At 70.1% G+C, this 23,696-nt stretch carries 26 protein-coding genes; 9 read left to right on the top strand and 17 right to left on the bottom strand.

Features of this window, described 5'->3' with window-relative positions; genetic code table 11:
• The first annotated feature begins 87 nt into the window (after positions 1-87).
• Complete coding sequence (locus HDA39_RS07610) at positions 88-828, top strand: MerR family transcriptional regulator (protein WP_238356001.1); 741 nt, start codon at positions 88-90, stop codon at positions 826-828.
• Here the strand turns inward: HDA39_RS07610 and HDA39_RS07605 are convergent.
• From HDA39_RS07605 to HDA39_RS07565, 9 genes are all read right to left on the bottom strand, one after another.
• Positions 825-1,097, bottom strand: a complete 273-nt coding sequence (locus HDA39_RS07605; RefSeq protein ID WP_184794523.1) for a DUF6510 family protein — start codon at positions 1,095-1,097, stop codon at positions 825-827. The genes HDA39_RS07610 and HDA39_RS07605 overlap by 4 nt on opposite strands.
• On the bottom strand, positions 1,094-1,846 hold the full coding sequence (locus HDA39_RS07600) for a ferredoxin reductase (protein ID WP_184794522.1): 753 nt from the start codon (positions 1,844-1,846) through the stop codon (positions 1,094-1,096). Before HDA39_RS07600 ends, HDA39_RS07605 begins: the two co-directional genes overlap by 4 nt.
• Complete coding sequence (locus tag HDA39_RS07595; protein WP_184794521.1) at positions 1,816-2,412, bottom strand: sulfite oxidase-like oxidoreductase; 597 nt, start codon at positions 2,410-2,412, stop codon at positions 1,816-1,818. The genes HDA39_RS07600 and HDA39_RS07595 overlap by 31 nt, the downstream gene beginning before the upstream one ends.
• Before the next feature lie 53 nt (positions 2,413-2,465).
• On the bottom strand, positions 2,466-3,608 hold the full coding sequence (locus tag HDA39_RS07590; RefSeq protein WP_184794520.1) for an acyl-CoA dehydrogenase family protein: 1,143 nt from the start codon (positions 3,606-3,608) through the stop codon (positions 2,466-2,468).
• A 16-nt stretch (positions 3,609-3,624) separates the two neighbouring features.
• Positions 3,625-4,746: a CaiB/BaiF CoA transferase family protein gene (locus HDA39_RS07585; protein WP_184794519.1), complete on the bottom strand. Its 1,122-nt coding sequence runs from the start codon at positions 4,744-4,746 to the stop codon at positions 3,625-3,627.
• A gap of 65 nt (positions 4,747-4,811) precedes the next feature.
• Positions 4,812-5,696: an RNA polymerase sigma-70 factor gene (locus HDA39_RS07580; RefSeq protein WP_184794518.1), complete on the bottom strand. Its 885-nt coding sequence runs from the start codon at positions 5,694-5,696 to the stop codon at positions 4,812-4,814.
• 22 nt (positions 5,697-5,718) lie between these two features.
• Complete coding sequence (locus HDA39_RS07575; RefSeq protein ID WP_184794517.1) at positions 5,719-6,282, bottom strand: DinB family protein; 564 nt, start codon at positions 6,280-6,282, stop codon at positions 5,719-5,721.
• A gap of 30 nt (positions 6,283-6,312) precedes the next feature.
• The gene (locus tag HDA39_RS07570; RefSeq protein ID WP_184794516.1) at positions 6,313-7,770 is read right to left on the bottom strand and encodes a cobyric acid synthase; all 1,458 of its coding nucleotides are present in this window, start codon (positions 7,768-7,770) and stop codon (positions 6,313-6,315) included.
• 16 nt (positions 7,771-7,786) lie between these two features.
• Positions 7,787-8,539, bottom strand: coding sequence for an SDR family NAD(P)-dependent oxidoreductase (locus HDA39_RS07565; protein WP_184794515.1), 753 nt, complete (start codon positions 8,537-8,539; stop codon positions 7,787-7,789).
• A gap of 123 nt (positions 8,540-8,662) precedes the next feature.
• On the opposite strand from HDA39_RS07565, the gene HDA39_RS07560 reads away from it, so the two are divergent.
• Positions 8,663-9,586: an AraC family transcriptional regulator gene (locus HDA39_RS07560; protein ID WP_184794514.1), complete on the top strand. Its 924-nt coding sequence runs from the start codon at positions 8,663-8,665 to the stop codon at positions 9,584-9,586.
• Here the strand turns inward: HDA39_RS07560 and HDA39_RS07555 are convergent.
• Entirely contained in the window at positions 9,583-11,163 is a 1,581-nt protein-coding gene (locus tag HDA39_RS07555; RefSeq protein WP_184794513.1) for an MFS transporter, read from the bottom strand. The genes HDA39_RS07560 and HDA39_RS07555 overlap by 4 nt on opposite strands.
• A 141-nt stretch (positions 11,164-11,304) precedes the next feature.
• Here HDA39_RS07555 and HDA39_RS07550 point away from each other — a divergent pair, with 141 nt between their 5' ends.
• From HDA39_RS07550 to HDA39_RS07540, 3 genes are all read left to right on the top strand, one after another.
• A complete protein-coding gene (locus tag HDA39_RS07550; RefSeq protein ID WP_184794512.1) occupies positions 11,305-11,607 on the top strand; it encodes a GNAT family N-acetyltransferase in 303 nt (100 codons plus the stop codon).
• Positions 11,607-12,143 (top strand): YbaK/EbsC family protein, encoded by a 537-nt coding sequence (locus HDA39_RS07545; protein ID WP_184794511.1) that lies wholly within the window; start codon positions 11,607-11,609, stop codon positions 12,141-12,143. The genes HDA39_RS07550 and HDA39_RS07545 overlap by 1 nt, the downstream gene beginning before the upstream one ends.
• 200 nt (positions 12,144-12,343) lie before the next feature.
• Entirely contained in the window at positions 12,344-13,168 is an 825-nt protein-coding gene (locus HDA39_RS07540) for a helix-turn-helix domain-containing protein (protein WP_184805686.1), read from the top strand.
• A 93-nt stretch (positions 13,169-13,261) separates the two neighbouring features.
• Here HDA39_RS07540 and HDA39_RS07535 read toward each other — a convergent pair whose 3' ends face one another.
• Together HDA39_RS07535 and HDA39_RS07530 are read right to left on the bottom strand one after the other, a co-directional pair.
• Entirely contained in the window at positions 13,262-13,693 is a 432-nt protein-coding gene (locus HDA39_RS07535) for an organic hydroperoxide resistance protein (RefSeq protein WP_184794510.1), read from the bottom strand.
• A 38-nt stretch (positions 13,694-13,731) separates the two neighbouring features.
• Entirely contained in the window at positions 13,732-14,685 is a 954-nt protein-coding gene (locus HDA39_RS07530; protein WP_184794509.1) for a zinc-binding dehydrogenase, read from the bottom strand.
• Positions 14,686-14,735: 50 nt separating this feature from the next.
• Between HDA39_RS07530 and HDA39_RS07525 the strand changes: the two genes are divergently transcribed.
• On the top strand, positions 14,736-15,383 hold the full coding sequence (locus HDA39_RS07525) for a TetR/AcrR family transcriptional regulator (protein ID WP_184794508.1): 648 nt from the start codon (positions 14,736-14,738) through the stop codon (positions 15,381-15,383).
• Here HDA39_RS07525 and HDA39_RS07520 read toward each other — a convergent pair.
• From HDA39_RS07520 to HDA39_RS07505, 4 genes are all read right to left on the bottom strand, one after another.
• Entirely contained in the window at positions 15,367-16,113 is a 747-nt protein-coding gene (locus tag HDA39_RS07520) for a sulfite exporter TauE/SafE family protein (protein WP_184794507.1), read from the bottom strand. The genes HDA39_RS07525 and HDA39_RS07520 overlap by 17 nt on opposite strands.
• Positions 16,114-16,280: 167 nt before the next feature.
• Positions 16,281-17,432, bottom strand: a complete 1,152-nt coding sequence (locus HDA39_RS07515) for an SPFH domain-containing protein (protein ID WP_184794506.1) — start codon at positions 17,430-17,432, stop codon at positions 16,281-16,283.
• 110 nt (positions 17,433-17,542) lie between these two features.
• Positions 17,543-18,082, bottom strand: coding sequence for an NfeD family protein (locus HDA39_RS07510; protein ID WP_184794505.1), 540 nt, complete (start codon positions 18,080-18,082; stop codon positions 17,543-17,545).
• Between the two features lie 249 nt (positions 18,083-18,331).
• Entirely contained in the window at positions 18,332-19,114 is a 783-nt protein-coding gene (locus HDA39_RS07505; RefSeq protein ID WP_184794504.1) for an ABC transporter ATP-binding protein, read from the bottom strand.
• A 502-nt stretch (positions 19,115-19,616) separates the two neighbouring features.
• On the opposite strand from HDA39_RS07505, the gene HDA39_RS07500 reads away from it, so the two are divergent.
• Positions 19,617-20,351, top strand: a complete 735-nt coding sequence (locus tag HDA39_RS07500; RefSeq protein ID WP_184794503.1) for a hypothetical protein — start codon at positions 19,617-19,619, stop codon at positions 20,349-20,351.
• A 204-nt stretch (positions 20,352-20,555) separates the two neighbouring features.
• The gene (gene serB, locus HDA39_RS07495) at positions 20,556-21,767 is read left to right on the top strand and encodes a phosphoserine phosphatase SerB (protein WP_184794502.1); all 1,212 of its coding nucleotides are present in this window, start codon (positions 20,556-20,558) and stop codon (positions 21,765-21,767) included.
• Positions 21,768-21,780: 13 nt separating this feature from the next.
• On the opposite strand, the gene HDA39_RS07490 is transcribed toward serB, so the two are convergent.
• Positions 21,781-22,593 (bottom strand): hypothetical protein, encoded by an 813-nt coding sequence (locus HDA39_RS07490; RefSeq protein WP_184794501.1) that lies wholly within the window; start codon positions 22,591-22,593, stop codon positions 21,781-21,783.
• 152 nt (positions 22,594-22,745) lie between these two features.
• Here HDA39_RS07490 and HDA39_RS07485 point away from each other — a divergent pair, with 152 nt between their 5' ends.
• On the top strand, positions 22,746-23,642 hold the full coding sequence (locus HDA39_RS07485; RefSeq protein WP_184794500.1) for a GNAT family N-acetyltransferase: 897 nt from the start codon (positions 22,746-22,748) through the stop codon (positions 23,640-23,642).
• Positions 23,643-23,696: the final 54 nt, after the last annotated feature.

Raw genomic sequence — 23,696 nt, 5'->3', positions numbered from 1 at the left:
GGGGCATCCCGTCGTCTGAAGTGGACCCACTGATTGTGACAGCGATGGTGTCACAGTCGTCAAGTCGGGGCGATTATGATCTGCGCCATGGCGGAAGCGAGCTCGGAGGCCGGCCCGGACGAGGCGACGCTGACCGTCGACGAACTGTCGGCCCGGGTCGGGATGACGGTGCGGACGCTCCGGTTCTACGCCGGGCGCGGCCTGATCCCTCCGCCGGTCCGCCGCGGCCGCGTCGGGTACTACGGTCCCGAGCACATCGCCCGCCTCGATCTGGTCCGCGAACTGCAGGCGCACGGCTTCACGCTGTCCGCGATCGAGGGCTACCTCGAGCGCATCCCGGACAACGCGTCGCCGCAGGACATCGCCCTGCACCGGACCCTGCTGACACCGTGGATGCGCGACCTGCCCGAGACGCTCGACCGGCCGGCGCTCGTACGGCGTACCGGCCGGGAGCTGAGCGACGACGACATCGAGATGCTGATCGCGCTCGGCGTGGTCGAGCCGACGCCCGACGAGGACGTGTTCCAGGTCGCGACCGCGCACCTCAGCCTCGGCGTCGAGCTGCTCGACCTCGACCTGCCGGTGGACGCGGTGCTGGCGGCCGGGCGGATCTTCACCGACCACGGCCGGGCGGTCGCCGAGGAACTGACCGAGGTGTTCCGGACCAAGGTCTGGCCGCACTACCGCGACTCCGGCGGCCCGCCGGAGTACATCCAGCAGCTGGTCGAGCGGTTCAAGCCCGTCACCATCCAGGGCCTGGTGCTCGCGTACGAGCGCGCGGTGGGCGAGACCCAGCGCGACACCGTACGCCGCCGGCGCCGGCCCTAGCTGTTGCTCACCCGGAGGTACGTGAGACCGCGGAGATCCAGGTAGGTCTCGCTCGGGGTCGTGACGACGCGCAGCAGGACGTCGTCGCACCCCGGGCAGCGCGCGACCAGGCCGGGTGCTGCGGTGTAGAGGCGCACCTCGGCGAAGACGCCGGTGTGGCCGCAGCCGGCGCACCGGCCGATCGCGGCGGTGAGGTCGACGGCGAACACCTCGCTGAGCGCGCCCGCCGCCGCGTTGCCGTCCAGGTAGGTCGGGACATCCGCGGTCATCGCGGTCCTCCAGTCGGTCCGAAACGTTCGGTACGGACCCGGGCCGGGTCGTGGCCGGCGGCGACCAGCAGGTCGGCCACCGCTTCCACGAACGGGGTCGGGCCGCAGACGTAAGTGGTCAGGTCGTCGGTCGGGGCGAACGCCTTCGCCGCCAGCAGCTCGGCGTCGACGCGGCCGACCCGGGGCTCGCCGGGCGGCGCCTCCCGGGTGTAGACGAAGGTCAGGTCCACGTCGTCGGACATGGCCAGCTTCTTCAGGTCCGCCGCGTAGATCACCGACGTCGGACGCCGTACGGAGTAGAGCAGGCGCGCGGGCGCCGTACTGGACGCGTGCGCGTGCTCACGCAGCATCGCCATCAGCGGTACGACGCCGGAACCACCGCCGATCAGCTGGATCGGCCCGGCGCTGTCCGGACGCCAGACGAACCAGCCGCCGACCGGCCCGCGCACCTCCAGCGGGTCGCCGACCTTGAGAACGTCCACCAGGTACGGCGAAACCTCACCGTCGGGGACCTGCTCGACGGTCAGCTCGATCGTCGAACCGGTCCACGCCGAGGCGATCGAGTACGAGCGCGACGCGCGGTAACCGTCCGGCGCGGTGAGCCGGACGTCCAGGTGCTGCCCGGCCAGGTGCCCGGGCCAGTCCGGCAGGTCGAGCACGATCGTCCGGGCGGTCGCGGTCTCCTCGCGAATCTCCGTGACGGTGCCGGCCTGCCAGGTCAGTCGCCGGCGTACCGCTGTTCTTTCCATGGGTCTCCGTACTCGTGGTAGCCCGCGGTCTCCCAGAACCCGAGGTCCTCGGCGTCGGACAGCACCAGGCCGCGGACCCACTTGGCGCTCTTCCAGAAGTACAGGTGCGGCACCAGCAACCGGGCCGGTCCCCCGTGCTCGGCGCCGAGCGGATCACCCTCGAACTCGTACGCGATCCAGGCCTGCCCGTCGAGCAGGTCGTCCAGCGGCAGGTTCGTGGTGTAGCCGCCGTAGCTGTGCGCCATCACGAAGTCCGCGCTGGTCTCGACGTCGGCGAACAGGGTGTCCAGCGAGACGCCCTTCCACTCCGACTCCAGCTTCGACCAGCGCGTCACGCAGTGGATGTCGCGCGTGATCTCCTCGGCCGGCAGCTTCAGGAACGCCGGCCAGTCCCACTTGTGCACCTCACCGGACTCGGTGGCGATGCTGAACTCCCAGTGCTCGGGCTGGATGTGCGGCGTCGGCCCGGCCGACAGCACCGGGAAGTCCCGCGTCAGGTACTGGCCCGGAGGCAGTTCCGTCCCGCTCCGCCGCCGCCCGGTGAACCCCGGCGACACGATCCCCATCAGCCGACCTCCCTCGCTCCAGACCCTCTCGGCAGCAGTCTGGCACGACGCGGTCAGATTCCCAGCGTTCTCCCGATGATCTCTTTCATGATCTCCGTGGTGCCGCCGTAGATGGTCTGGATCCGGGTGTCCAGGTAGGCCTTCGCGATCGGGTACTCGGTCATGAAGCCGTAGCCGCCGTACAGCTGCAGGCAGCGGTCGACGACCTTCTTCTGCAGCTCGGTGGTCCACCACTTCGCCATCGCGGCCTCGCTGACGGTCAGCGTGCCCGCGTTCAGCTCCTCGATGCAGCGGTCGACGAAGACCCGGGCGATCTGGGTCTCGGTGGCCAGCTCGGCGAGCACGAAGCGGCTGTTCTGGAACGAGCCGATCGGGCGGCCGAACGCCGTCCGCTCCTTCACGTACTCCAGGGTCGACTCGAGGATGTTCTCGCAGGCGGCCGCGGCGACGACGGCGATCGTCAGGCGTTCCTGCGGCAGCTTCTCCATCAGGTGGACGAAGCCCTGGCCCTCCTGGCCGAGCAGGTTCGCCGCCGGGACCCGGACGTCGTCGAAGAACAGCTCGGCGGTGTCCTGCGCCTTGAGGCCGATCTTGTCCAGGTTCCGGCCGCGCTCGAAGCCGGGCGTCCCGCGCTCGACCACGAGCAGCGAGATGCCCTGGTAGCCCGCGTCCGGATCGGTCTTGGCGACGACGATCACCAGGTCGGCCAGGATGCCGTTGGAGATGAAGGTCTTCTGCCCGTTGATCACGTACTCGTCGCCGTCGCGGACGGCCGTCGTACGGATGCCCTGCAGGTCGCTGCCCGCGCCGGGCTCGGTCATCGCGATCGCGGTGATCGTCTCGCCGCTGCAGAACTTCGGCAGCCAGCGCGCCTTCTGCTCGTCGGTCGCGTAGTCCAGCAGGTACGCCGAGTTGATGTCGGTGTGGATGCTGAACCCGACGCCGCTGGCCTTGGCGCGGGTCAGCTCCTCGACCAGCACCGCGTTGAAGCGGAAGTCGCGGACGCCTCCCCCGCCGTACTGCTCGGGGATCATGAACCCGAGCAGGCCCGCGCTGCCCGCCGCCGTCCACAGCTCGCGCGGGACGATGCCGGCGTCCTCCCAGGCGTCGTGGTGCGGCACGATCTCCTTGTCGCAGAAGGCCCGCGCGCTCTCGCGGAAGGCGTGGTGGTCGGCGTCGAACAGATGACGGTCCATGGGCGGTCTCCTCGGGTCAGTTCTGTACGGCGGCGCCTGAGCGCAGCAGGTCGTCCACGGCGGTGACACCCCACTCGGTCAGGGCGTCTCGGGTGTGTTGGCCGGGCCTGGCCGGCGGCTCGCCGAGGCTGGTCGGCGTACGGGAGAATCTCGGCGCCGGAGCGGCCTGGCGTACGCCGTGGTGGTCGACGAAGACCTTGCGCGCTTCGAGATGGGGGTGCTCGCCGGCGAGTTCGAGGACGGGTGCGACGCACGCGTCGGTGCCGTCGAAGATCTCGGTCCACTCGGCTTGCGTCTTCCGCGCGAACGCCACGGCCAGCTGCTCGCGCAGCTCGGGCCAGGTCGTCACGTCGTACCGGTCGGGCGGGGTGATGCCGACGAGCTTGATCAGCTCGTCGTAGAACTTGGGCTCGATCGCACCGACACCCAGGTGCTTGCCGTCGGAGGTCTCGTACACGTCGTAGAACGGCGCGCCGGTGTCGAGGATGTTGGTGCCGCGCTCCTGCTTCCAGGTGCCACTCGCCAGCGCGCCGAGCAGCATCGTGGTCAGGTGCGCCGAGCCGTCCACGATCGCCGCATCGACCACTTGCCCCTGGCCGCTGGTCCTCGCTTCGGTCAGCGCAGCCAGTACGCCGATCACCAGGTAGAGCGATCCGCCGGCGAAATCGCCGAGCAGATTGGCCGGCACCTGCGGCGGCCCACCCGCGCGTCCGATCGCGTGCAGCGCGCCTGACAGCGCGAGGTAGTCGATGTCGTGCCCCGCCGACTGCGCCAGCGGGCCGTCCTGTCCCCAGCCGGTCATCCGCCCGTACACAAGCTGCTGGTTGACCGCCCAGCAGTCCTCCGGGCCCAGCCCCAGCCGCTCAGCCACGCCAGGCCTGAAGCCCTCGACGAGCACGTCCGCTCCAGCGACCAGCTGCAGCACGGCGTCGACTGCCTCGGGCTTCTTGAGGTCCAGCGCAACGCTCCGCCGTCCGCGATTGACCAGCTCGTACTCCGGTGGGCCCATCGCCAGCCCACCGCCCGGCCGCTCGACCCGCAGCACGTCGGCGCCGAGCTCGGCCAGCAGCATGCACCCGAACGGCGCCGGCCCGATCCCCGCCAGCTCGACGACCTTGACCCCGCGCAGTGGACCCATGGACCTATTGTGACAGTCCTACTGTCACAGTCGTCAAGTCATCGTCGCCCGATGCCTCGAGCCGTTCACGGGTGCGTGGGGTCGTGGGCGAGGTGCGCCTCGACGGACCGGAGCTTGTCGGGGTTCATCGCGAGGTCGAGGGCGGTGATCCGGTCGTCGGTGAAGGTGATGAAGCAGACGGCGCGAACGCCGGTCGGGTCGGTGGCGAGCAGGACCGGTTCGCCGTTGGCCTCGGCGAAGGTCAACTCGACGTCGGCGCCGAACTTCGTCAGCGCGCCGAGCAGGTAGCGGGCGACGCGCTCCGCGCCGGTGATCGGGTTGCGGGCGGCGTTGACCTTGCCGCCGCCGTCGGAGCGGGAGACCACGTCGGCGGCGAGGAGCTCGGTCAGGCCTGCGAGATCGCCCTGGTGGGCGGCGGCGAGGAAACGGTTGACCAGGGTCTGCCAGTGCTTGCGGTCGACCGGCTGGTTGCGGGTGTCCTCGGCGGCGACGTGCTTGCGGGCCCGGGCATGGAGCTGACGGGCGTTGACCTCGGTGGTGCCGATCAGCTCGGCGACCTCGCGATGGGAGTAGCCGAAGGCTTCCCGCAGGACGTACGCCGCACGCTCGGGCGGGGTGAGCCGTTCGAGCACGGTGAGCAGCGCGTACGAGACCTCTTCCCGCTCGGCGACCACGTCCAGCGGACCCGGACGGCCGGTCAGGACGGGCTCGGGCAGCCACTCGCCGAGGTAGGTCTCGCGCCTCGCGCGGGCCGACGTGAGCTGGTTGAGGCAGAGGTTCGTGACCGTCTTCACCAGGAAGCCGGTGGGGTTCGCGACCGTCGCGTGGTCGACGCCCTGCCAGCGCAGCCACGCGTCCTGCAGCACTTCCTCGGCGTCGGTCACCGTGCCCAGCATCCGGTAGGCGATGCCGAACATCCGCCCGCGCTCCCGCTCGAAGACGTCCTCCATGCGCCTCAGTTTCGCAGCGACCTCAGCGGAAGGTCTCGGCGGCTTGCTGGAGCTTGGTGAAGTACGCCGACCAGCCCGCGTCGTCCAGTGCGCCGGCGTCCTTGCCACCCTGCCCGTCGATCAGTTCACGAACGATGTCGGCATGGCCCGCGTGATGGGCGGTCTCGTCGACAACCCGGACCAGCAGCGCGCCGAACGTCGTACTGCGTCCGCCCTCCGGCCAGTGCGGGACCTCGGCCGGGGTGTCCAGGTCGAGCGCGGCCAGCGACGCGTCGCTGTGCTCGCAGGCCCGGCGGTAGAGATCGGTCAGGTACTCGCTCGACTCTGTCGGCAGCGCCCACATGTCCGCGCCGTCCCAGACCGAGCCGTCCTCTTCCCACGGAAGCAGGCGCTCCGGCGGGCGGCCGACGCTCGTGCCGAGGTAGACGTACTCGATACCGATCAGGTGCTTGACCAGGCCGAGCAGGTTCGTCCCCGACGGGACGAGCGGGCGGCGCCTGTCGTACTCGCTGAGCCCGTCGAGCTTGGCGAGCATCAGCGCCCGGGTGTTTCTCAGGTACTCGTGCAGCACGGGCTTGAGGTTCATGGCGGGACGTTAGCCGACGGCACCGACAGTTCAGGGTGCTCCGGGAGGGACGAAGCGCAGCTCGGTCGGGGCGCCCTTCTCGATCAGCGTGAGCAATGCGTCGGTGTCGAGGTGCTCGTCGATCGCGTCGGCCAGGCGGTCGAGCCGATCTTCGCGCAGCCCGGCAAACGACACCGTGCCGTCCGGCGCCCGCTTCCCGGCGAGCGAAGCGATCTCGGTGAGGAACGCGTGCCGCGCCGCGTCGTCGTCCAGCAGACCGTGCCAGATCGTCCCCCACACGACGCCGCTGCGGCAGCCGCCGGGGAACTCATCGGCGTCGCCGGTCACCTCGACGACCCCGTGATGGATCTCGTACGCCGTCGGCGCCGGCCGCGCGAGCACCTTGGCCCTGGCGAATTCAGTGGCCACCGGCAACAATCCGAGCCCGGTGTGCGATCCGCCGCCCTCCACGCCGTACGGGTCGTCGATCGCGCCGCCGAGAAGCTGGTAGCCGCCGCAGATGCCGAGCACCGGCCGTCCGGCCGCGACGCGCGCCTGGACCGCGTCGGCCAGACCGGTCTCGCGGAGCCAGGCGAGGTCGGCGGTCGTCGCGCGCGACCCGGGCAGGACGACGAGGTCGGCGTCGCGGACCTCGGCCGGGCTCGCGGTGAAGAACACACTCGTCGTCGGCTCGACCGCGAGCGCGTCGAGATCGGTGAAGTTGCTGATCCGCGGGAAGCGCACGACGGCGATCGTCAGCACGTCGGGATCGTGATCGGTCCGGCGCGCGGGGATGTCGAGCGCGTCCTCGGAGTCGAGCCAGAGCTCGGGCAGCCACGGCAGTACGCCGTACGTCGGGCGGTCGGTGACCTTGGTGAGCATGTCGATGCCCGGCTGGAGCAGCGAGACGTCGCCGCGGAACTTGTTGACCACGAACCCGCTGATCAGCCGCTGGTCCTCGGCCGACAGCAGCGCGACGGTGCCGAACATCGACGCGAACAGCCCGCCACGGTCGATGTCGCCGACCACCACGACGGGCGCCTTCGTGTGCTGGGCCAGCCCCATGTTCACGTAGTCGGACTGCCGCAGGTTGATCTCGGTCGGGCTCCCGGCGCCCTCGCTGATCACCACGTCGTACCGGCTCGCCAGATCGTCGTACGCCGCGAACGCCGCCTTCGCGAGCTCCGCGCGCTCGGTCAGGAAACCGCGCGCGGTGAGCTCACCCCACGGCTCCCCCATCAGTACGACGTGGCTGCGGCGGTCGCTGCCCGGCTTGAGCAGCACCGGGTTCATCGCGGCCTCGGGCTCGGCGCCGGCCGCAACGGCCTGGATCCACTGCGCCCGGCCGATCTCGGCGCCGTCCGCGCAGACCATCGAGTTGTTCGACATGTTCTGCGCCTTGTACGGCGCGACCCGCACGCCCCGGCGCGCCAACCACCGGCACAACCCCGTCACCACGGTCGTCTTGCCCGCGTCGGAGGTCGTCCCGGCGATCAGCAGCGAGTTCACCCGGCCGATCCTAGGCTCAGATCTGATTCGCCCCGCCGTCGACGTAGAGGTTCGCGCCGACGACGTAGCTGCTCTCCTCCGACGCCAGGAAGGCCACGACCGCGGCCGCTTCGTCGGGTCGGCCCATCCGGCCCTTCGGCACGGTCGCGACGACGTTCTCCTTGACCGCCCGGGCGGTTTCCTCGTCGCCGAAAGCGGCAGTGCCGCCAGGCGTCTCGATCCAGGCCGGTGACACCACGTTGACCCGGATGCCCCGGTCCTTGAGCTCGGTGGACCAGGTCCGCGCGAAGGACCGGACGGCCGCCTTCGACGCCGCGTACGCACCGAACGCGGCCACGCCACGATCGGCCGCCGTGGACCCGACGAGGATCACCGACGCGCCGTCGTTGAGCAGCGGCAGCGCCTTCTGCACGGTGAACAGCGTGCCGCGGACGTTGACCCCGAACATCTGGTCGAAGTGCTGCTCCGTGGTCTGTTCGAGCGACACGAACGAACCGACCGCCGCGTTCGCCACGAGCACGTCCAGCCCGTTGCCGCGCGCCCGGACGGCGTCGTAGAGCCGGTCCAGGTCGGCCGGTTCGGCGATGTCGCCGGCGACTCCCGTCGCCCGCTCCGGTCCGATCGTCTTGACGGCGGCTTCCAGCTCGGCCTCGCGCCGTCCGGTCACGAACACGTGCGCGCCCTCGTCCGCGAGCCGTACGGCGGTGGCCAGACCGATCCCGGTGCTGCCCCCGGTGACCACGGCCGTCTTACCTTCCAGCTGTCCCATCTGACTGTCTCCATCAGTGTCTCGATGCCGATCTCTTCCGTCTTCGATACTGCTGGAGCAACCCAGTACGATCCATGATGCGGAGTCCGGAGTTCTTTACGTATCGTCCAGGAGGGGTGCCAGATGCTCGGCTTTCAGGATCCGGTGGCCGACGCGATCGGCCTGCTGCGGCCCCGCACGGTGATCGGGCCCAGCCTCCGGGCCGTGGGCACGTGGGCGCTGCGCTTCGACCCGTTCCTGCACGTGCGGATCGGCGGCCTCGTGCGCGGCACGTGCTGGCTGGTCCTCGAAGGGCACGAGCCGGTGCTCCTGCACGCGGGCGACACGTTCATGCTGGGCAACCCGCCGTCGTACGTGCTGGCCAGCGCGCTCGACGCGAGCCCGCGCCCCGCGGGCCCGGTGCTCGCAGGTGCCGCCAACGGGTTCGTGTGGATCGGTCCGGAGTCCGAGGACGACCTCTACCTCTGCGTCGGGCACATCGCGTTCGACGACCAGAACGCGGCCCTCCTGACCGATCTGCTGCCGCCGCTCGTGATCGTCCGCGCGGGCGATCCGCACGGCTACCGGCTCGGGCAGCTGATCGATCACCTGGCCACCGAGGTCGGGAACGCCGCCGCCGGCGGCCCGCTGGTGGAGAACCACCTCGCCCAGATCCTGCTCGTGCACATGCTGCGGGCTCACGCCGGCCGGACGGACCGGCCCACCGGCTGGCTGGGCGCCCTGAACGAGGACGGCATCGGGGCCGCCCTGCGCGCCGTCCACGCGGACGTCGCCCACCCCTGGACGCTTCAGGAACTCGCCGGGATCAGTCACATGTCGCGTTCGGCGTTCGCCCAGTCCTTCAAGAACCACGTCGGGGTCCCGCCCCTGGAGTACCTGATCCATTGGCGTATGAGCCTTGCCCGGGACGCCCTCGCGCGCGACACGCTCTCGATCTCCGAACTCGCGAAGGCCACCGGCTACCGGTCCGAGAGCGCGTTCAGTACGGCGTTCCGCCGCGTCGTCGGTACGTCGCCCCGGACGTTCCGGGACGAGGCGCGGGTCTAGGTGTCCTTCGGGCGGTCCTCCTCGTCGCCACCGTTCGGGACGATCGGGGTGATCCCCCGGCCCTGGGCCTCCGCGCTCGGCAGGCGCGGGGTCGTGCCCTGGAAACGGGTCGACGACGCGCGTTCGCGGGCCGACAGCGGCGTCGCGACGTTCTCCAGCGACTGACCCTCGGCGTCGACGCCGAAGAACCAGGCGATCAGGCCACCGATCAGCATCACCGCGGCGCCGATGATGTAGCCGACCGTCAACGGACCGCGTGCCGGGTTGTCGCCCTCACCGATCAGCGACGCGAACAGGAACGGCGCCACTACTCCACCGGTGAGCTGCGAGATCGCGAAGAAGAACGAGATCGCCTGGCCGCGCAGCTCGATCGGGAAGATCTCGCTCACCGTCAGGTACGCCGACGACGCGCCCGCCGAGGCGAAGAAGAACACCACGCACCACAGGGCGGTCAGCGACATCGCGTTCAGCGATCCCGCGTTGAACAGCAGCGCGGTGACGAACAGCACCACCGCCGAGATCGAGTACGTCGCCAGGATCATCTTGCGCCGGCCGATCGTGTCGAACAGGTGGCCGAGCAGCAGCGGGCCGGCCAGGTTGCCGATCGCGAACGGGAAGAAGTACAGCGCGATGCTGGAGTCGTTCAGGCCGAAGTACGCCTTCAGCACCAGCGCGTAGGTGAAGAAGATCGCGTTGTAGAGGAACGCCTGGGTGACCATCATCGAGAAGCCGAGGAACGACCGGCTGCGGTAGTCGCGCAGCATCACCCGCGCGATCTCGCGGTACCTTACCGGCGGGTAGTCGACGACGTTGATCGCCTCGTCGTCGGTCACCTCGCGCAGCTCGCCGCCCTGGCGCCGTACGGTCTCCTCGATCCTGTCGACGGTCCGCTCGGCCTCCTCGACCTTGCCGTGGGTCATCAGCCAGCGCGGGCTCTCCGGGATGTGGCGGCGCAGGTAGATGATCATCAGGCCCATCACCGGCCCGATCAGGAAGCACAGCCGCCAGCCCCACTCGATCGGCACGATGTCGTCGTTGAGGAAGACCAGACCGACCGCGGAGCCGATCAGCGCGCCGCCCCAGTAGGTGCCGTTGACGCCGATGTCGACGCGGCCGCGATACTTCGAGGGGATCAGCTCGTCGATCGCGGAGTTGATCGCGGCGTACTCGCCGCCGATGCCCATCCCGGCGACGAACCGGCAGAACGCGATCGACCAGAAGTCCCAGCTCAGCCCGGCCGCGCCGGAGGCGACCAGGTAGACCACGAGCGTGATGATGAACAGGTTCCGGCGGCCCCAGCGGTCGGTGAGCCGGCCGAAGAAGAGTGCGCCGACGACCTCACCGGCGAGGTAGATCGAGGCCAGCAGCCCGACCTCGGCGGTGGTCAGCCCGAGGGTCGCGCCTTCCTTCAGCACGTTGCCGACCAGCGAGACCAGCTGGATCTCCAGACCGTCCAGGATCCAGGAGACGCCGAGGCCGACGACGATCATCCAGTGGAAGCGGGTCCACGGCAGGCGGTCCATCCGGGCGGGCACCAGGCTCGGTATCGCCTTGCCCTCCAACGCGTGCTCACTCATACGCCGCCTCTCTCCGCCGGCCGGTCCGAAGTGGTCCGTAGGAGCGGGTACCCCGGCGGCGCGTTTTCATCCGTCGCCAATGGGTTTCGGCTCGTGGGCACCGCGCTGCCGGGGCCGGGCGGGCTGACTACAGTGGCGGTCATGGACAACGACGACGTGACCGTCGCAGATGCCCCCGAGCACCACCGGTACGAGGCACGCGACGCCTCCGGCGCGCTGATGGGAATCGCCACCTACCGCCGGACCAGCGACCACATCACCTTCCTGCACACCGAGACGATGCCGGAGTTCCAGGGCCGCGGCGTGGCCGGGAAGGTCGCGCGGCAGTCGCTGGAGGACGCCCGCGCGGCGGGGATCAAGGTGCGGCCGGCGTGCCCGTACTACATCCAGTACTTCGAGAAGCACCCCGAGTACGCCGACCTGCTGGAAGGGGTGGCGTCGTAGTGGCGGCTCCCGAGCTCGGCAAACTCGAGTGGCAGGCGGCGGCCGACGTACCGGAACTGCTGGCCGATCCGGTGCGTGCCGCACTGGGTGACCTGCCCGCGTGGGCGGTCGCGATCGACCCTTCACTGGCTGACACCGCCGCGTTCTGCGCCGAGTACGACGTACCGATGGCGGCGTCGGCGAACTGCGTGATCGTGCACGGCAAGCGAGCCGGCGAGTCGACGTACGCGGCGGTGATGGTCCTGGCCACCGACCGTGCCGACGTGAACGGCGTGATCCGCAAGCACCTCGGCGTCCGCAAGATCTCCTTCGCCGCACAGGACGACGCCGTCACCTCCACCGCCATGGAGTACGGCGGCATCACCCCGATCGGCCTCCCCACCGCCTGGCCCGTCCTGGTCGACGAGTCGGTCGCCGCCGCGGGCCTGGTCGTCATCGGCAGCGGCATCCGAGCCTCCAAACTCGTCGTCGACGGCGCCGACCTGGCCAAACTCCCCACCGCCACGGTCCTCGCCTTGGCCACACCGTCTGCCTGAGGTTCCTGCTGGGTCAGCGGGCGGCTGGCTGGAAGAAATACGGGCCAGATCGTCCCCGGAGCGATAGCATCAAGAGCGTCTTGGGTGAGAGGCTGCTGTTGCCTGCCCTGGACAGGGGATCGCAGGGAGGCTGGGGAAGGCGTGATGAGGTCGTGACCGTGGCAGGCGGGGACGACGGCGGGCCGACCGCCCTCCGGATCATGCTGGGCGGGCACCTGCGCCGGATGCGCGAGTCGGCGGGGATCAGCCGGGCCGACGCGGGCTGGCAGATCCGCTCGTCGGAGTCCAAGGTCAGCCGGATGGAGCTCGGCCGGGTCGGGTTCAAGGAACGCGACGTCGCCGACCTGCTGAAGCTGTACGGGCTGACCGACGAGCGCGAGAAGGACCGGCTGATGGAGCTGGCCCGCGCCGCGAACAACCCCGGCTGGTGGTCCCGGTACGGCGACGTGATGCCGGCCTGGTTCTCCAACTACGTCGGCCTCGAGGTCGCCGCCAAGCTGATCCGTACGTACGAGGTGCTGTTCGTCCCGGGCCTGCTGCAGACCGAGAACTACGCCCGCGCGGTGGTCCAGCTGGGCAAGACCTACCTGCCGCAGGAGGAGATCGACCAGCGGGTCGCCCTCCGCGTCACCCGCCAGCAGATCCTCACCCGCGCCAACCCGGTCAAGCTCTGGGTGGTCATCGACGAGGCGGTCCTGCACCGCCCGGTCGGCGGCCGCGAGGCGATGTGCGAGCAGATCGAGCACCTGATCAAGATGACCAAACTGCCGAACCTGACCATCCAGGTGATGCCGTTCAGCAGCGTCGGTTACCCGAGTGCCGGTGGAGCGTTCAGTATTCTGCGCTTCCCCGAGGGCGACCTGCCCGACGTGGTGTACATCGAGCACGCGGCCAGCGCCCTCTACCTCGACAAGGTCGAGGACCTCGACGAGTACGCCGCGATCATGGACGCGCTGAGCATCGCGGCGGCCCCGGTCGGCGAGACCCAGCGGCTGCTGCTCGAAGCGCTCGAGCGCATGCACTGACGATCACTTTTCTGACCAACCACCGTGTTCCGGCAGGAACGGCGAACCCCCTGGATGATCAGTATTCTGACCAACCAGGGGGTTCGCTGACGCTCAGGCGACCTTGAGGTCCACCTTGATGTTGCCGCGGGTCGCGTTCGAGTACGGGCAGACCTCGTGCGCCTTGGCGACCAGCTCCTCGGCGACCGAACGCTCGACACCCGGCAGGCTGACGACCAGCGCGACCTCGAGGCCGTAGCCGGCGCCACCGTTGATCGGGCCGATGCCGACCTCGGCGGAGACGGTCGAGCCCTCGCTGTCCTGCCGCGCCTTGCGGGCGACCAGCTTCAGCGCGCTGTGGAAGCAGGACGCGAACCCGGCCGCGAACAGCTGCTCGGGATTGGTGCCCTCACCGTTGCCGCCCATCTCCTTCGGCGGCGCGACGGTGACATCCAGCTTGCCGTCGTCGGTGGCGGTGTGCCCGTCACGTCCGCCCTGGGCGGTGGCGCGGGCGGTGTAGATGACTTTCTCGACTGCGATGGTCATGCGGTTGAACTCCTCGTGAGGGTCAGCGAGTGGAAGGATCAGCGGGTGGGGTCGAGCAGCAGCTTGCCCACGGTACGGCGGGCGCGCATGTCCTCGTGAGCCTTGGCGACTTCGGACAGTGCGTACTCGCCGCCGACCACCGGGTGCAGCCGGCCGGCGACGGTCAGGTCGAACAGTTCCTTCAGCGGATCGCCCAGGAGCGCCGGCTGCTTGAAGCAGTCGGCCAGCCAGAACCCGGCGATCGTCTTCGAGCCCACCATCAGGCCGCGAGGATCGACCGGCTGGGCGGCCTCTCGTGACGCTGCTCCGAAGACGACCAGACGACCGAACCGGCCGAGCGCCTCGAACGAAGCGTCGAAGGTCCGCCCACCGACCATCTCCAGCACGATGTCGACCGGCTTGCCGTCGTTCGCGGCCAGGATCCTGTCCTTCAGCCCGTCGGCGGTGCCGTCGATCGCGGCGTCCGCGCCCAGGTCCACGGTCTGCCGCCGCTTCTCCTCGGTCGAGGCGGTAGCGATCACCCGGCCGGCTCCCCACAACTTCGCGAGCTGGATCGCGAGGGACCCTACTCCCCCGGCACCTGCGTGCACGAGGACGGTCTCGCCCGGCTGCAGGTGTGTCGAGGTCCTCAACAGGTGCCAGGCCGTCGTCCCTTGCAACACCAGGGCCAGCGCGTCGCCGTCGCTGACCCCCTCAGGAACGTCCCACGCGTACGGCGCCGCCGCCACGGCCTGCTGTGCGTAGCCGCCACTTCCGACCAGCGCGACGACCCGGCGACCGTCCGCCGTACGGCCGACGACTTCACCGCCCGGCACCAGCGGCAGTTCGGTCCTGGACAGGTAGCTGTTCTCGACCTGGTGGGTGTCGGCGTAGTTGATGCCGGCCCGGTCGACGGTGATCAAGACCTGGCCGTCGCCGGCGGCCGGCGCGTCCACCTCACTGACCTTCAGCACCTCGGGGCCGCCGAACTCGGTGATCTGCACTGCACGCACGCCTGACACTTCCTTTCCGGTTGGTCTCCTTACACTGTACAGTACAGCGTATGGCAACTCGCACCCCGCGCAATTCCCTCAGCTCGGAGCTGATCATCAGCAAGGCCCTGGAGCTGATGGAAGGCCGTGGTCTGGACAGCTTCAGCCTGCGCGCGCTGGCCGGTGAGCTGGGCGTCGGCCCGATGGCGATCTACACGTACTTCCGCAACAAGGACGACCTGTACGACGCCGTCCGCGACCACCTGATGGGCCTGCTGCCCGCCGTACCGGCCGGTGCCGCGTGGCCGGACCAGGTCCGCGCCGTCTGCCGCGGGCTGCGCCGGCTGATGCTCCAGCATCCTTGCCTTGCGCAACTACTCGCGAGCCGGCCGCTGAGTGGGCACGAGACCGCGCGGGTCGCCGAGGGGCTGCTCGGCGTCCTGCACTCGGCCGGGTTCGGCCGGGAGATCGCCGCGCGGACGCACACGACGCTGTTCACCTACGTGCTCGGGGCAACGTCGTGGGAGATCCAGATGGCGACCGAGCAGCGCGACCCCGAGGGGTTGCGGCGGCTGCGGACGACGATGGAGTCGCTGTCGGCGACCGAGTTCCCGACCGTGGTCGACCTCGCGCCGGAGCTGGCCCGGACGACCGGTGGCGACGAGCAGTTCGACTACGGACTCGACCTGCTGATCAGCGGGCTCAGAACAGCATCGTGACGATCGCGACGATGCCGATCACCACGATCAGGCAGCGCAGCGCGATCGGCGGGAGCCTGCGGCCGTAGCGGGCGCCGACGAAGCCGCCGATCGTCGACCCGACCGCGATCAGCGCCGCGGCCAGCCAGTCGACGTCCGCGACGATCACGAACAGGATCGCGGCGACGGTGTTGACGAAGGTGGCCAGCACGTTCTTCAGCGCGTTCATCCGCTGCAGGTTGGCGTCCAGGCCGAGGCCGAGGATCGCCATCAGCAGCACGCCCTGCGCGGCGCCGAAGTAGCCGCCGTACACGCCGGTGAGAAAGACCGCCGGAATCACCCACCAGGCGCCGCGATGGGTGTGGGTCGGCACGCTGATCCACTTCGACAGCCACGGCTGGAACGCGACCAGCACGCAGCCGAGCAGGATCAGCACCGGGACCACGGCGTGGAACGCGGAGTCCGGCAACGTCAGCAGCAGCACGGCTCCGACCACACCGCCGACCAGCGAGGCCGGGACCAGCCGGATCATCCGGCCGCGCTGTCCCGCGAGCTCTCGGCGGTAGCCGATCGCGCCGGCCGCCGTACCGGGTGAGAGGCCGACGCTGTTGCTCACGTTGGCGAGCACCGGCGGGAGTCCGACAGCGAGCAGCGCCGGGAAGGTCAGCAAGGTGCCCGAGCCCACCACCGCGTTGATCGTGCCCGCGCCCACACCCGCCACCAGGACGAACAGCGCCTCGAACCATGTCATCGTTGCAAAACTCTACGCACCTGACGCGGCAACCTGGTCACGCGTCCGGTCGTTGAGCCTGCAGATGTCGGCAACAACACACCGGCCCGGCACTCACCGGGAGGTGAGGGCCGGGCCGGAACGCGTTGCCTGGAAAGCGAAACCTACTGCGACACCTACTGGGCCAACTACTGGGCCGCGGGCGGCGGAGCGGTCGGCGGTACGACGTCCTGCGCGGGCGCCGGCGACGTCGACGGAGCCGGCTGCTGCGAACGGGAGCTGACCGCGGCCTTCTGCGCGGCCTCGATCGCCTCCTGCACCGCATTGTCGGCCTCGGCCACCGCGGCGTCCGGCGTACTGGTCAGCTCCTGGGCCGGGGCGGTCTGCTCGACCTCGTGCGGCTCCGGGAACGGGCCTTCGGCCTTCTGCGGGATACCGGCGATCTGGCCGACGGCACTGCCGAGACCCTCCATCGCCTTGCCGATCTCGCTGGGGATGATCCACAGCTTGTTCGAGTCGCCCTGGGCGATCGACGGCAGCATCTGCAGGTACTGGTAGGCGAGCAGACCCTGGTCGGGCTTGCCGGCGTGGATCGCGTTGAAGACCGTGGTGATGGCCTGCGCCTCACCCTGCGCCTTCAGGATCCGTGCCTCCCGCTCGGCCTGCGCCCGCAGAATCCGGGACTCCCGGTCACCCTGGGCGGTGAGGATCGCGGACTGCTTCTGGCCCTCGGCCGACAGCACGGCCGACTGCCGCATACCTTCGGCGGTCAGGATCGCGGCGCGCTTGTCGCGGTCGGCGCGCATCTGCTTCTCCATCGAGTCCTGGATCGACGGCGGCGGGTCGATCGAGCGGAGCTCGACCCGGTTCACCCGGATGCCCCACTTGCCGGTCGCCTCGTCCAGCACGTACCGCAGCTTCTCGTTGATCTCCTCGCGACTGGTCAGCGTCTGCTCGAGGTCCATGCCACCGATGATGTTGCGCAGCGTGGTCATCGTCAGCTGCTCGATGGCCTGGATGTAGTTGGAGATCTCGTACGTCGCCCGCACCGGGTCGTTGACCTGGAAGTAGATGACGGAGTCGATCGACACCATCAGGTTGTCCTCGGTGATGACGCCCTGCGGCGGGAACGCGACGACCTGCTCGCGCATGTCGATCGTGTAGCGCACCTTGTCGACGAACGGGGTCAGCAGGTTCAGGCCGGGTTGCAGACCGACCTTGAACTTCCCGAACCGTTCCACGATGCCGACGGTCTGCTGCTGCACGACCCGGACGGACTTGACCAACGTGACGACCACCAGTAGTGCAACCAGTGCGAGCACGATGAGGAACGCTTCCACGTGACCCTCCACAGAGAAGAAACAGGATCGACAGTCTTTCCTACAGACGGGCCACTGCCCAGCCCGGTTCCCTCACGATCCGGAGTCGTTCGGACGACTCCGGACAGCCGTCAGCGCGGTGGGTCGGAGTCCGGCTTGCCGTCGGTCGGCTGCGCGTCGGGCTGGATGGGTTGGTGCTCGTGGTGACCCAGCGGCAGGCCGATCGGGTAGACCACCGCGGTCGCGCCGTCGATCTGCATCACCTCGACCCGCGTGCCGGGTGCGATCGTGGTGAGGTCGTCGAACGGCCGCGCCGTCCACAGCTCACCGCCGAGCTTGATCGAGCCGAGACTGTCGGGGTGGATCTCCTTCACCACCACGCCGGTCCGGCCGATCGCGTGCTGGGAGCCGGTCTTCATCTCCACGCCGTGGTGGATCTTCCGGACCAGCAAGGGCCGGATCGCCGCCAGCATCGCGCCGGCCGTCAACAGGCCGACGACGATCTGCAGCCAGAGCAGACCGGGAAAGAACGCGGCGACCCCGGCCGCGGTGAGCGCGCCCGCGGCCAGCATCAGCAGGGTGAAGTCGAGCGTGGCCAGCTCTGCCAGGCCGAGCACGACGGCGATTCCGAGCCAGGCGGCCCAGACGTTTTCGCGCAGCCAATCCATCATCTGCCAACCCTATCCGCGATCAGGACCTCTGGCAGGTCCACCACCCGTCGGACGCAGCCCGAGCTCCACCGGATTCCCCAGTCGTGACTCGAAGACGCTCTGACTTCGACAGTACTCCGCGGGTGGGAACCGAAGCGTCCGAGGAACGGGGCTGCGTCCGAAGAAGGGTGCGCTATAGCCTCGGGTTCTTCGGACGCATGCGAGTTCCTCGGACGTCCGCGGCTGCTACCGGCGTACGGGGGCGGTCGTTCAGAAGGCGCGGGCGGTGTAGCGGCCGTCGGAGTGCTGGAGGGTGAGGGCCAGGTCGAAGGTGTCGCTGAGGGTTTCCGACGTGAGAGCCTGGCCGATCGGGCCGGCGGCGACGATGCGGCCCTGCTTGAGCAGCATCGCGTGGGTGAAGCCGGGCGGGATCTCCTCGACGTGGTGCGTGACCAGGACCATTGCCGGTGCGCCCTCGGCGGTCGCGATCGAGCTGAGCGAACGGACCAGCTGCTCGCGACCGGTCAGGTCGAGGCCGGCGGCCGGCTCGTCGAGCAGCATCAGCTCGGGGTCGGTCATCAGCGCGCGGGCGATCTGGACGCGCTTGCGCTCCCCCTCCGACAAGGTGCCGAAGGTGCGGTCGGCGAGGTGGCCGATCGCGAGCTCGGTCAGCAGCTCCTTGGCGCGCAGGTGGTCCAGCTCGTCGTACTCCTCGCGCCACCGGCCCATCACGGCGTACGACGCCGAGACGACCACGTCGGAGACCCGCTCGGCCCGCGGCAGCTTGTCGGCCAGCGCCGCGCTGGTCAGACCGATCCGCGGCCGCAGCTCGAACACGTCGACCGCGCCGAGCACCTCACCGAGCAGCCCGGCGACACCGGCCGTCGGGTGGATCTGAGCCGCGAGCACCTGCAGCAGCGTCGTCTTGCCGGCACCGTTCGGGCCGATCACCACCCAGCGGTCGGTCTCGTCAACGGTCCAGTCGATGCCGTCCAGCAGACGCGCCTCGCCCCGAACGATCGTGATGCCGGCCAGCTCCACCACTGCAGTCATGAGCAAAACCTACGGGGTCGTCGGTCGGGGTGCCGCACGACCCTCGGCATCCACTGTCGTCCACCGAACGGGTATCGGCGTCCACCGGACAAGCGCTGTCGTCCACCGAAGGAGTATCGGCGTCCACCCGAACAAGTACCGGCCACCTGTCGGGGGTTGGTACTTGAGTCGGCGGGTGGGTGGGGCGGTCGGGCGGTCGGGCGTAGGTCGGCCGACGAGGTCGCAGGTGGTGGGTCGGCCGACGGGTTCGTCGCTCGGGGTGCGGCACGACCCTCGGCGTCCACCGGACGAGCGCTGTCGTCCAGCGAGCGGGTATCGGCGTGCACCCGAACAAGTACCGGCCACCTGTCGGGGGTTGGTACTTGGAGGAGTCAGCGGGTGGGTGGGGCGGTTGGGCGGACGTAGGTCGCGGGCTGGCCGAGGGGGCGTCGATGGTGGGCTGGCCGAGGGGGCGTCGATGGCGGGTGCTCGGGGTGTTCGGTGTGGTGGGAGACTTGGGGGTGTGCTGACCACTGCCGCCTCGGTGCGTTTTACCGTGTGGACCAACGCGATGCTGGCCGGGACCTGCGATCCCGACACGGCCGCGCACCGGATCCTCGGCCCGGACGTCGGGCACCACGTCGCCGGGCTCGAGGCGCATCCCGAACCCGCGACGTTGCCGGTGGCGCTCAATCTGCTGCGCGCCGCCGGTGCGCGCGAGGCGTACCTGGCCCTGCCCGTGCCGGGTGATCCGATCGGTCTGGCCGGTCCCCCGTCGTTCAACGAGTTCGCGCTGGAAGCCGGCGAGGCCGTCGTACTGTCGGGCGCCGGGATCGGGCTGGTTCCGGCGTACGTCGGACCCGCGGTGCAGTGGTCGGTGCTGACCGCGCAGAGCCCGCCGCCGGCGGATCTCGGCGAGGCCGATCGTGGACTGCGGGCGGCGCTGATCGAGGCAGCCGAGTCGCTGGCCGCGCTGGACGTCGCGCGCTGGAAGCCGGAGATCGCGGACGCGCTGATCGACATCCGCAAGATCGGCCAGGGCAAGGGCGACGATCTGGCCCCCGGGTACGACGCCCGCGCGGTGAAGGCCGCCGCGACCGCCCGTCGCTGCCTGGCGATCGCCGACGCCGCCCTCGAGGACGACGGTGCCGCCGTCACCGGCGCCGAAGCCGACGCACGCCGCCAGGCCCTCACCGAGCTCGCCGCCGCGGCCCGCCGCGCCCTCGTCGCCGCCTGCGGACCGTTCACCCCGCAGTAGCCCGCACTCCGCAGCAACCGCTCTGCCCTCACCGGCTGGCTCCTCTCGAGTACCAACCCTCGATCGGTGGCCGGTACTTGGTCGAGTTACTGCCTACGCCACCCAACCGCCCCTCCGCACGCCCCGCTCCCCGCGTGGACGCGCGCCGACATCTGGACCGGCCGTCCACCTTTTGGCCCGCCTCGGATAGGTTTCTGTTCTGCGATGACTGGACAGCTTGAGCACGAGACGCCGCCGTTGGACCGACCCACCCTGCTGGTCACGTTGACCGGTACGGACCGGCCGGGGCTGACGTCGGCGGTGCTGTCGACGATCGCCGGCCGTGGGCTCGAGGTGATCGACGCCGAGCAGGTCGTGCTGCGAGGGCGCCTGGTGCTCGGCGTCCTGCTGTCGGCGCCGCGCGATCACAAGCAGCTGAAGAAGGAACTGAAGGAGCTGGCCGAGCAGCTCGACGTCGACATCGACGTCAAGAAAGGTGTCGGCGACAACGAACCGCGCCGCAAGGGCCGGACGCAGGTGACCGTGATCGGTTCGCCGCTGACCGCCGAGGGGTTCGCCGCGATCGCCGGGCGGATCGCGGACACGGGGGCGAACATCGACCGGATCAGCCGGATGGCGCGCTACCCGGTGACCGCGGTCGAGATCGCCGTGTCCGGTGCCGATACCGACGCGCTGCGGACGGTGCTCGCGCTCGAAGGCGTCCGGCAGGGGCTCGACGTCGCCGTACAGGCCGGCGGGCTGTACCGCCGGGCCAAGCGCCTGATCGTGATGGACGTCGACTCGACCCTGATCCAGGGCGAGGTGATCGAGATGCTCGCGGCGCACGCCGGCCGGGAGGCGGAGGTGGCCGCGGTCACCGAGCAGGCGATGCGTGGCGAGCTCGAGTTCGCCGAGTCGCTGCACCACCGGGTCGCGACGCTGGAAGGGCTGCCGGCCAGTGCGCTCGACGAGGTGTACGCCGCGATCCAGCTCGCGCCGGGCGCGCGGACGCTGGTCCGGACGCTGAAGCGGCTCGGGTACCAGTTCGCGATCGTCAGCGGCGGGTTCAGCCAGATCACCGACAAGATCGCCGCCGACCTCGGCATCGACTACGCCGCGGCCAACGAGCTGGAGATCGTCGACGGCAAGCTCACCGGCAAGGTCGTCGGCGAGATCGTCGACCGGCCCGGCAAGGCCGTCGCGCTGCGCCGGTTCGCCGAGTCGTCCCGGACCCCGTTGTCGCAGACGGTCGCGATCGGCGACGGCGCCAACGACCTCGACATGCTGGCCGCCGCGGGCCTCGGCGTCGCCTTCAACGCCAAGCCGGTCGTCCGCGCCGCGGCCGACACCCACCTGAGCGTGCCGTACCTGGACACGATCCTCTACCTCCTCGGCATCTCCCGCGAAGAGGTCGAAGCGGCCGACAGCCTCAGCTGAACCGGGGCGATGCTCAGGTGGTCTCCGGGCTGGCGATTCTCCCGGCGGACGGTGGGGTGAGCGTCAGCTTCTGGCCGAAGCGGCTGAACGTCGCCGTCACGTCGGCGCGGCCGGTCCTGCGGTCGTCCAGGGTGAAACGGAGCTGGACCGGCAGGCAGCGGGCGTCGACGGCGATCCGCACGGTAAGGGCCTCAGGCAACGAATCGGTGGCGCCGGCGGTCAGGTAGCCGTCCATCGCGCCGGCCGCGGTGGCGCGGGCCAGGTCGATGCTGACGACGTACTCCTGGGCCGGTACGCCGTCGACGGTGATCCGGTCGGCGCGCTGGAAGGTGGTCGCGTGCGCGGCGCCGCCGATCAGCGCGTGGACCTGGGCCGCCCGCAGCAGTTGCTTCCCCGAGCGCGACGACCGGCCGCCGTCCGCGAGCTCGGACCACGGGCGCGCTTTGTCGCCGGTGAGCGCCGCGTCCTTCAGGTAGACAGAGCTCCCGGTCTTGATCAGCTTCCGGCCGCCACCGGTCGCGATCAGCCCAGCGTGGTCGCCGCTGATCCTGAGATCGGCCGTGACCACTGCGACGTCGCCGGCGGTCGTCGTCCGGGAGACCATCCGGAACGTTCCCTTGGCGCTCAGCCGGCCGAGCAGCTCCGATGCGAGGTTCGCGGGCGACAGCTCGTTCGGCGCGGTCGCGGAGACCGACAGGCTCGGCGAGGCGGACGGCGTACCGACGGTCGATGCGTCGGCGGCTGGTCCGGCCGCCGGGTCCGAGCCACAGGCGGCCAATGCCAGGACCAGCACGGCGGTGACGGCGCCGGCCTTCGCGATACGCACAGCAAGAACTCCTCGAGGCGGGGATCGCGGACACGCCGACCCGGTTCGGTCACATGGTGACAGATCCGGCCCTCCTCGCAAACACGCTGTGACGTAGCACAAGCTGCCATTCCGTTTGCGAACCTCGTACGACGAAAGGCAGGATCGCGCGCATGCCCCCACTGCCCGACCGCTTCACCGCCCGCCCCGCGACGACCGCCGACGTACCGGCGATCCACGCGCTGGTCAGCGCCGCCGAGCGCGACGCCAACGGCGTGGCCGAGACCGGGGCCGACGGGATCGAGGCCGCGTTGACCCGGCCGGGGCTCGACGCGACCGTCGACAGCCTGGTCGTGCACGCCGACGACGGACGGCTCGCGGGCTGGGCCTGGATCAACCGAGGACGGCGCTCGCAGGTCGACGTCGACCCGGCCTTTCGCGGCCGCGGGGTCGGCAGCGCGCTGCTCGACTGGGTGGAGGCCCGCGCCGCCGAGGTCGGGACGGACTGGGTCTCGCAGACCGTCGACGACCAGGACCCGGCCGGTACCGAACTGCTGCGCTCGCGCGGCTACGAGCTCCTCGCGACGAACTGGCTGCTCGAGATGCCGACCACGGGCCTCGAGGTCGCGATCCCGGACGGTGTCACGATCCGGGCGTTCCGGCGCGGCGACGAGCGGGCGGCGTACCAGGTGATCCAGGACGCGTTCGACGACTGGCAGCCACGCCGCCACGCGTACGACGAGTGGGCGCGGATGAGCATCGAGCGCGCGAGCTTCGCGCCCGGGGTGTCGCCGCTCGCCTTCGCCGGCGGCGAACTGGTCGGCGCGGCGCTCAGCCTCGACCTCCCCGACTCCACCGACGGGTACGTCGAGCAGGTCGCCGTCCGGAAGGACCAGCGGGGTCGCGGTGTAGCGAAGGCGTTGCTCGCGACCGCCGCGCGGGCGATGCACGCCCAGGGCCGGACCCAGCTGACGCTGTGGACGCACTCCGGGACCGGCGCGCTGGCGATGTACGAGCGGCTGGGGATGACCGTGCGCCGCAGTACGACGGTGCTGCGCGGCCGGATCTGAGCCGCACCAGATCGTGACGAGCTGTTGACTCGCGGCGATGAGAGCGCTCCCATT

Source organism: Kribbella italica, assembly GCF_014205135.1.
Taxonomy (GTDB): Bacteria; Actinomycetota; Actinomycetes; order Propionibacteriales; family Kribbellaceae; genus Kribbella; species Kribbella italica.
This window is presented reverse-complemented; position numbering and strand designations above follow the sequence as displayed.

What these genes read in the sequence shown, in the direction of transcription:
- HDA39_RS07610 (WP_238356001.1), top strand. Translation starts at nt 88, where the DNA reads ATGGCGGAAGCGAGCTCGGAGGCCGGCCCGGACGAGGCGACGCTGACC.
- HDA39_RS07605 (WP_184794523.1), bottom strand. Translation starts at nt 1,097, where the DNA reads ATGACCGCGGATGTCCCGACCTACCTGGACGGCAACGCGGCGGCGGGC.
- HDA39_RS07600 (WP_184794522.1), bottom strand. Translation starts at nt 1,846, where the DNA reads ATGGAAAGAACAGCGGTACGCCGGCGACTGACCTGGCAGGCCGGCACC.
- HDA39_RS07595 (WP_184794521.1), bottom strand. Translation starts at nt 2,412, where the DNA reads ATGGGGATCGTGTCGCCGGGGTTCACCGGGCGGCGGCGGAGCGGGACG.
- HDA39_RS07590 (WP_184794520.1), bottom strand. Translation starts at nt 3,608, where the DNA reads ATGGACCGTCATCTGTTCGACGCCGACCACCACGCCTTCCGCGAGAGC.
- HDA39_RS07585 (WP_184794519.1), bottom strand. Translation starts at nt 4,746, where the DNA reads ATGGGTCCACTGCGCGGGGTCAAGGTCGTCGAGCTGGCGGGGATCGGG.
- HDA39_RS07580 (WP_184794518.1), bottom strand. Translation starts at nt 5,696, where the DNA reads ATGGAGGACGTCTTCGAGCGGGAGCGCGGGCGGATGTTCGGCATCGCC.
- HDA39_RS07575 (WP_184794517.1), bottom strand. Translation starts at nt 6,282, where the DNA reads ATGAACCTCAAGCCCGTGCTGCACGAGTACCTGAGAAACACCCGGGCG.
- HDA39_RS07565 (WP_184794515.1), bottom strand. Translation starts at nt 8,539, where the DNA reads ATGGGACAGCTGGAAGGTAAGACGGCCGTGGTCACCGGGGGCAGCACC.
- HDA39_RS07560 (WP_184794514.1), top strand. Translation starts at nt 8,663, where the DNA reads ATGCTCGGCTTTCAGGATCCGGTGGCCGACGCGATCGGCCTGCTGCGG.
- HDA39_RS07555 (WP_184794513.1), bottom strand. Translation starts at nt 11,163, where the DNA reads ATGAGTGAGCACGCGTTGGAGGGCAAGGCGATACCGAGCCTGGTGCCC.
- HDA39_RS07550 (WP_184794512.1), top strand. Translation starts at nt 11,305, where the DNA reads ATGGACAACGACGACGTGACCGTCGCAGATGCCCCCGAGCACCACCGG.
- HDA39_RS07540 (WP_184805686.1), top strand. Translation starts at nt 12,344, where the DNA reads ATGCTGGGCGGGCACCTGCGCCGGATGCGCGAGTCGGCGGGGATCAGC.
- HDA39_RS07535 (WP_184794510.1), bottom strand. Translation starts at nt 13,693, where the DNA reads ATGACCATCGCAGTCGAGAAAGTCATCTACACCGCCCGCGCCACCGCC.
- HDA39_RS07525 (WP_184794508.1), top strand. Translation starts at nt 14,736, where the DNA reads ATGGCAACTCGCACCCCGCGCAATTCCCTCAGCTCGGAGCTGATCATC.
- HDA39_RS07520 (WP_184794507.1), bottom strand. Translation starts at nt 16,113, where the DNA reads ATGACATGGTTCGAGGCGCTGTTCGTCCTGGTGGCGGGTGTGGGCGCG.
- HDA39_RS07510 (WP_184794505.1), bottom strand. Translation starts at nt 18,082, where the DNA reads ATGATGGATTGGCTGCGCGAAAACGTCTGGGCCGCCTGGCTCGGAATC.
- HDA39_RS07505 (WP_184794504.1), bottom strand. Translation starts at nt 19,114, where the DNA reads ATGACTGCAGTGGTGGAGCTGGCCGGCATCACGATCGTTCGGGGCGAG.
- serB (WP_184794502.1), top strand. Translation starts at nt 20,556, where the DNA reads ATGACTGGACAGCTTGAGCACGAGACGCCGCCGTTGGACCGACCCACC.
- HDA39_RS07485 (WP_184794500.1), top strand. Translation starts at nt 22,746, where the DNA reads ATGCCCCCACTGCCCGACCGCTTCACCGCCCGCCCCGCGACGACCGCC.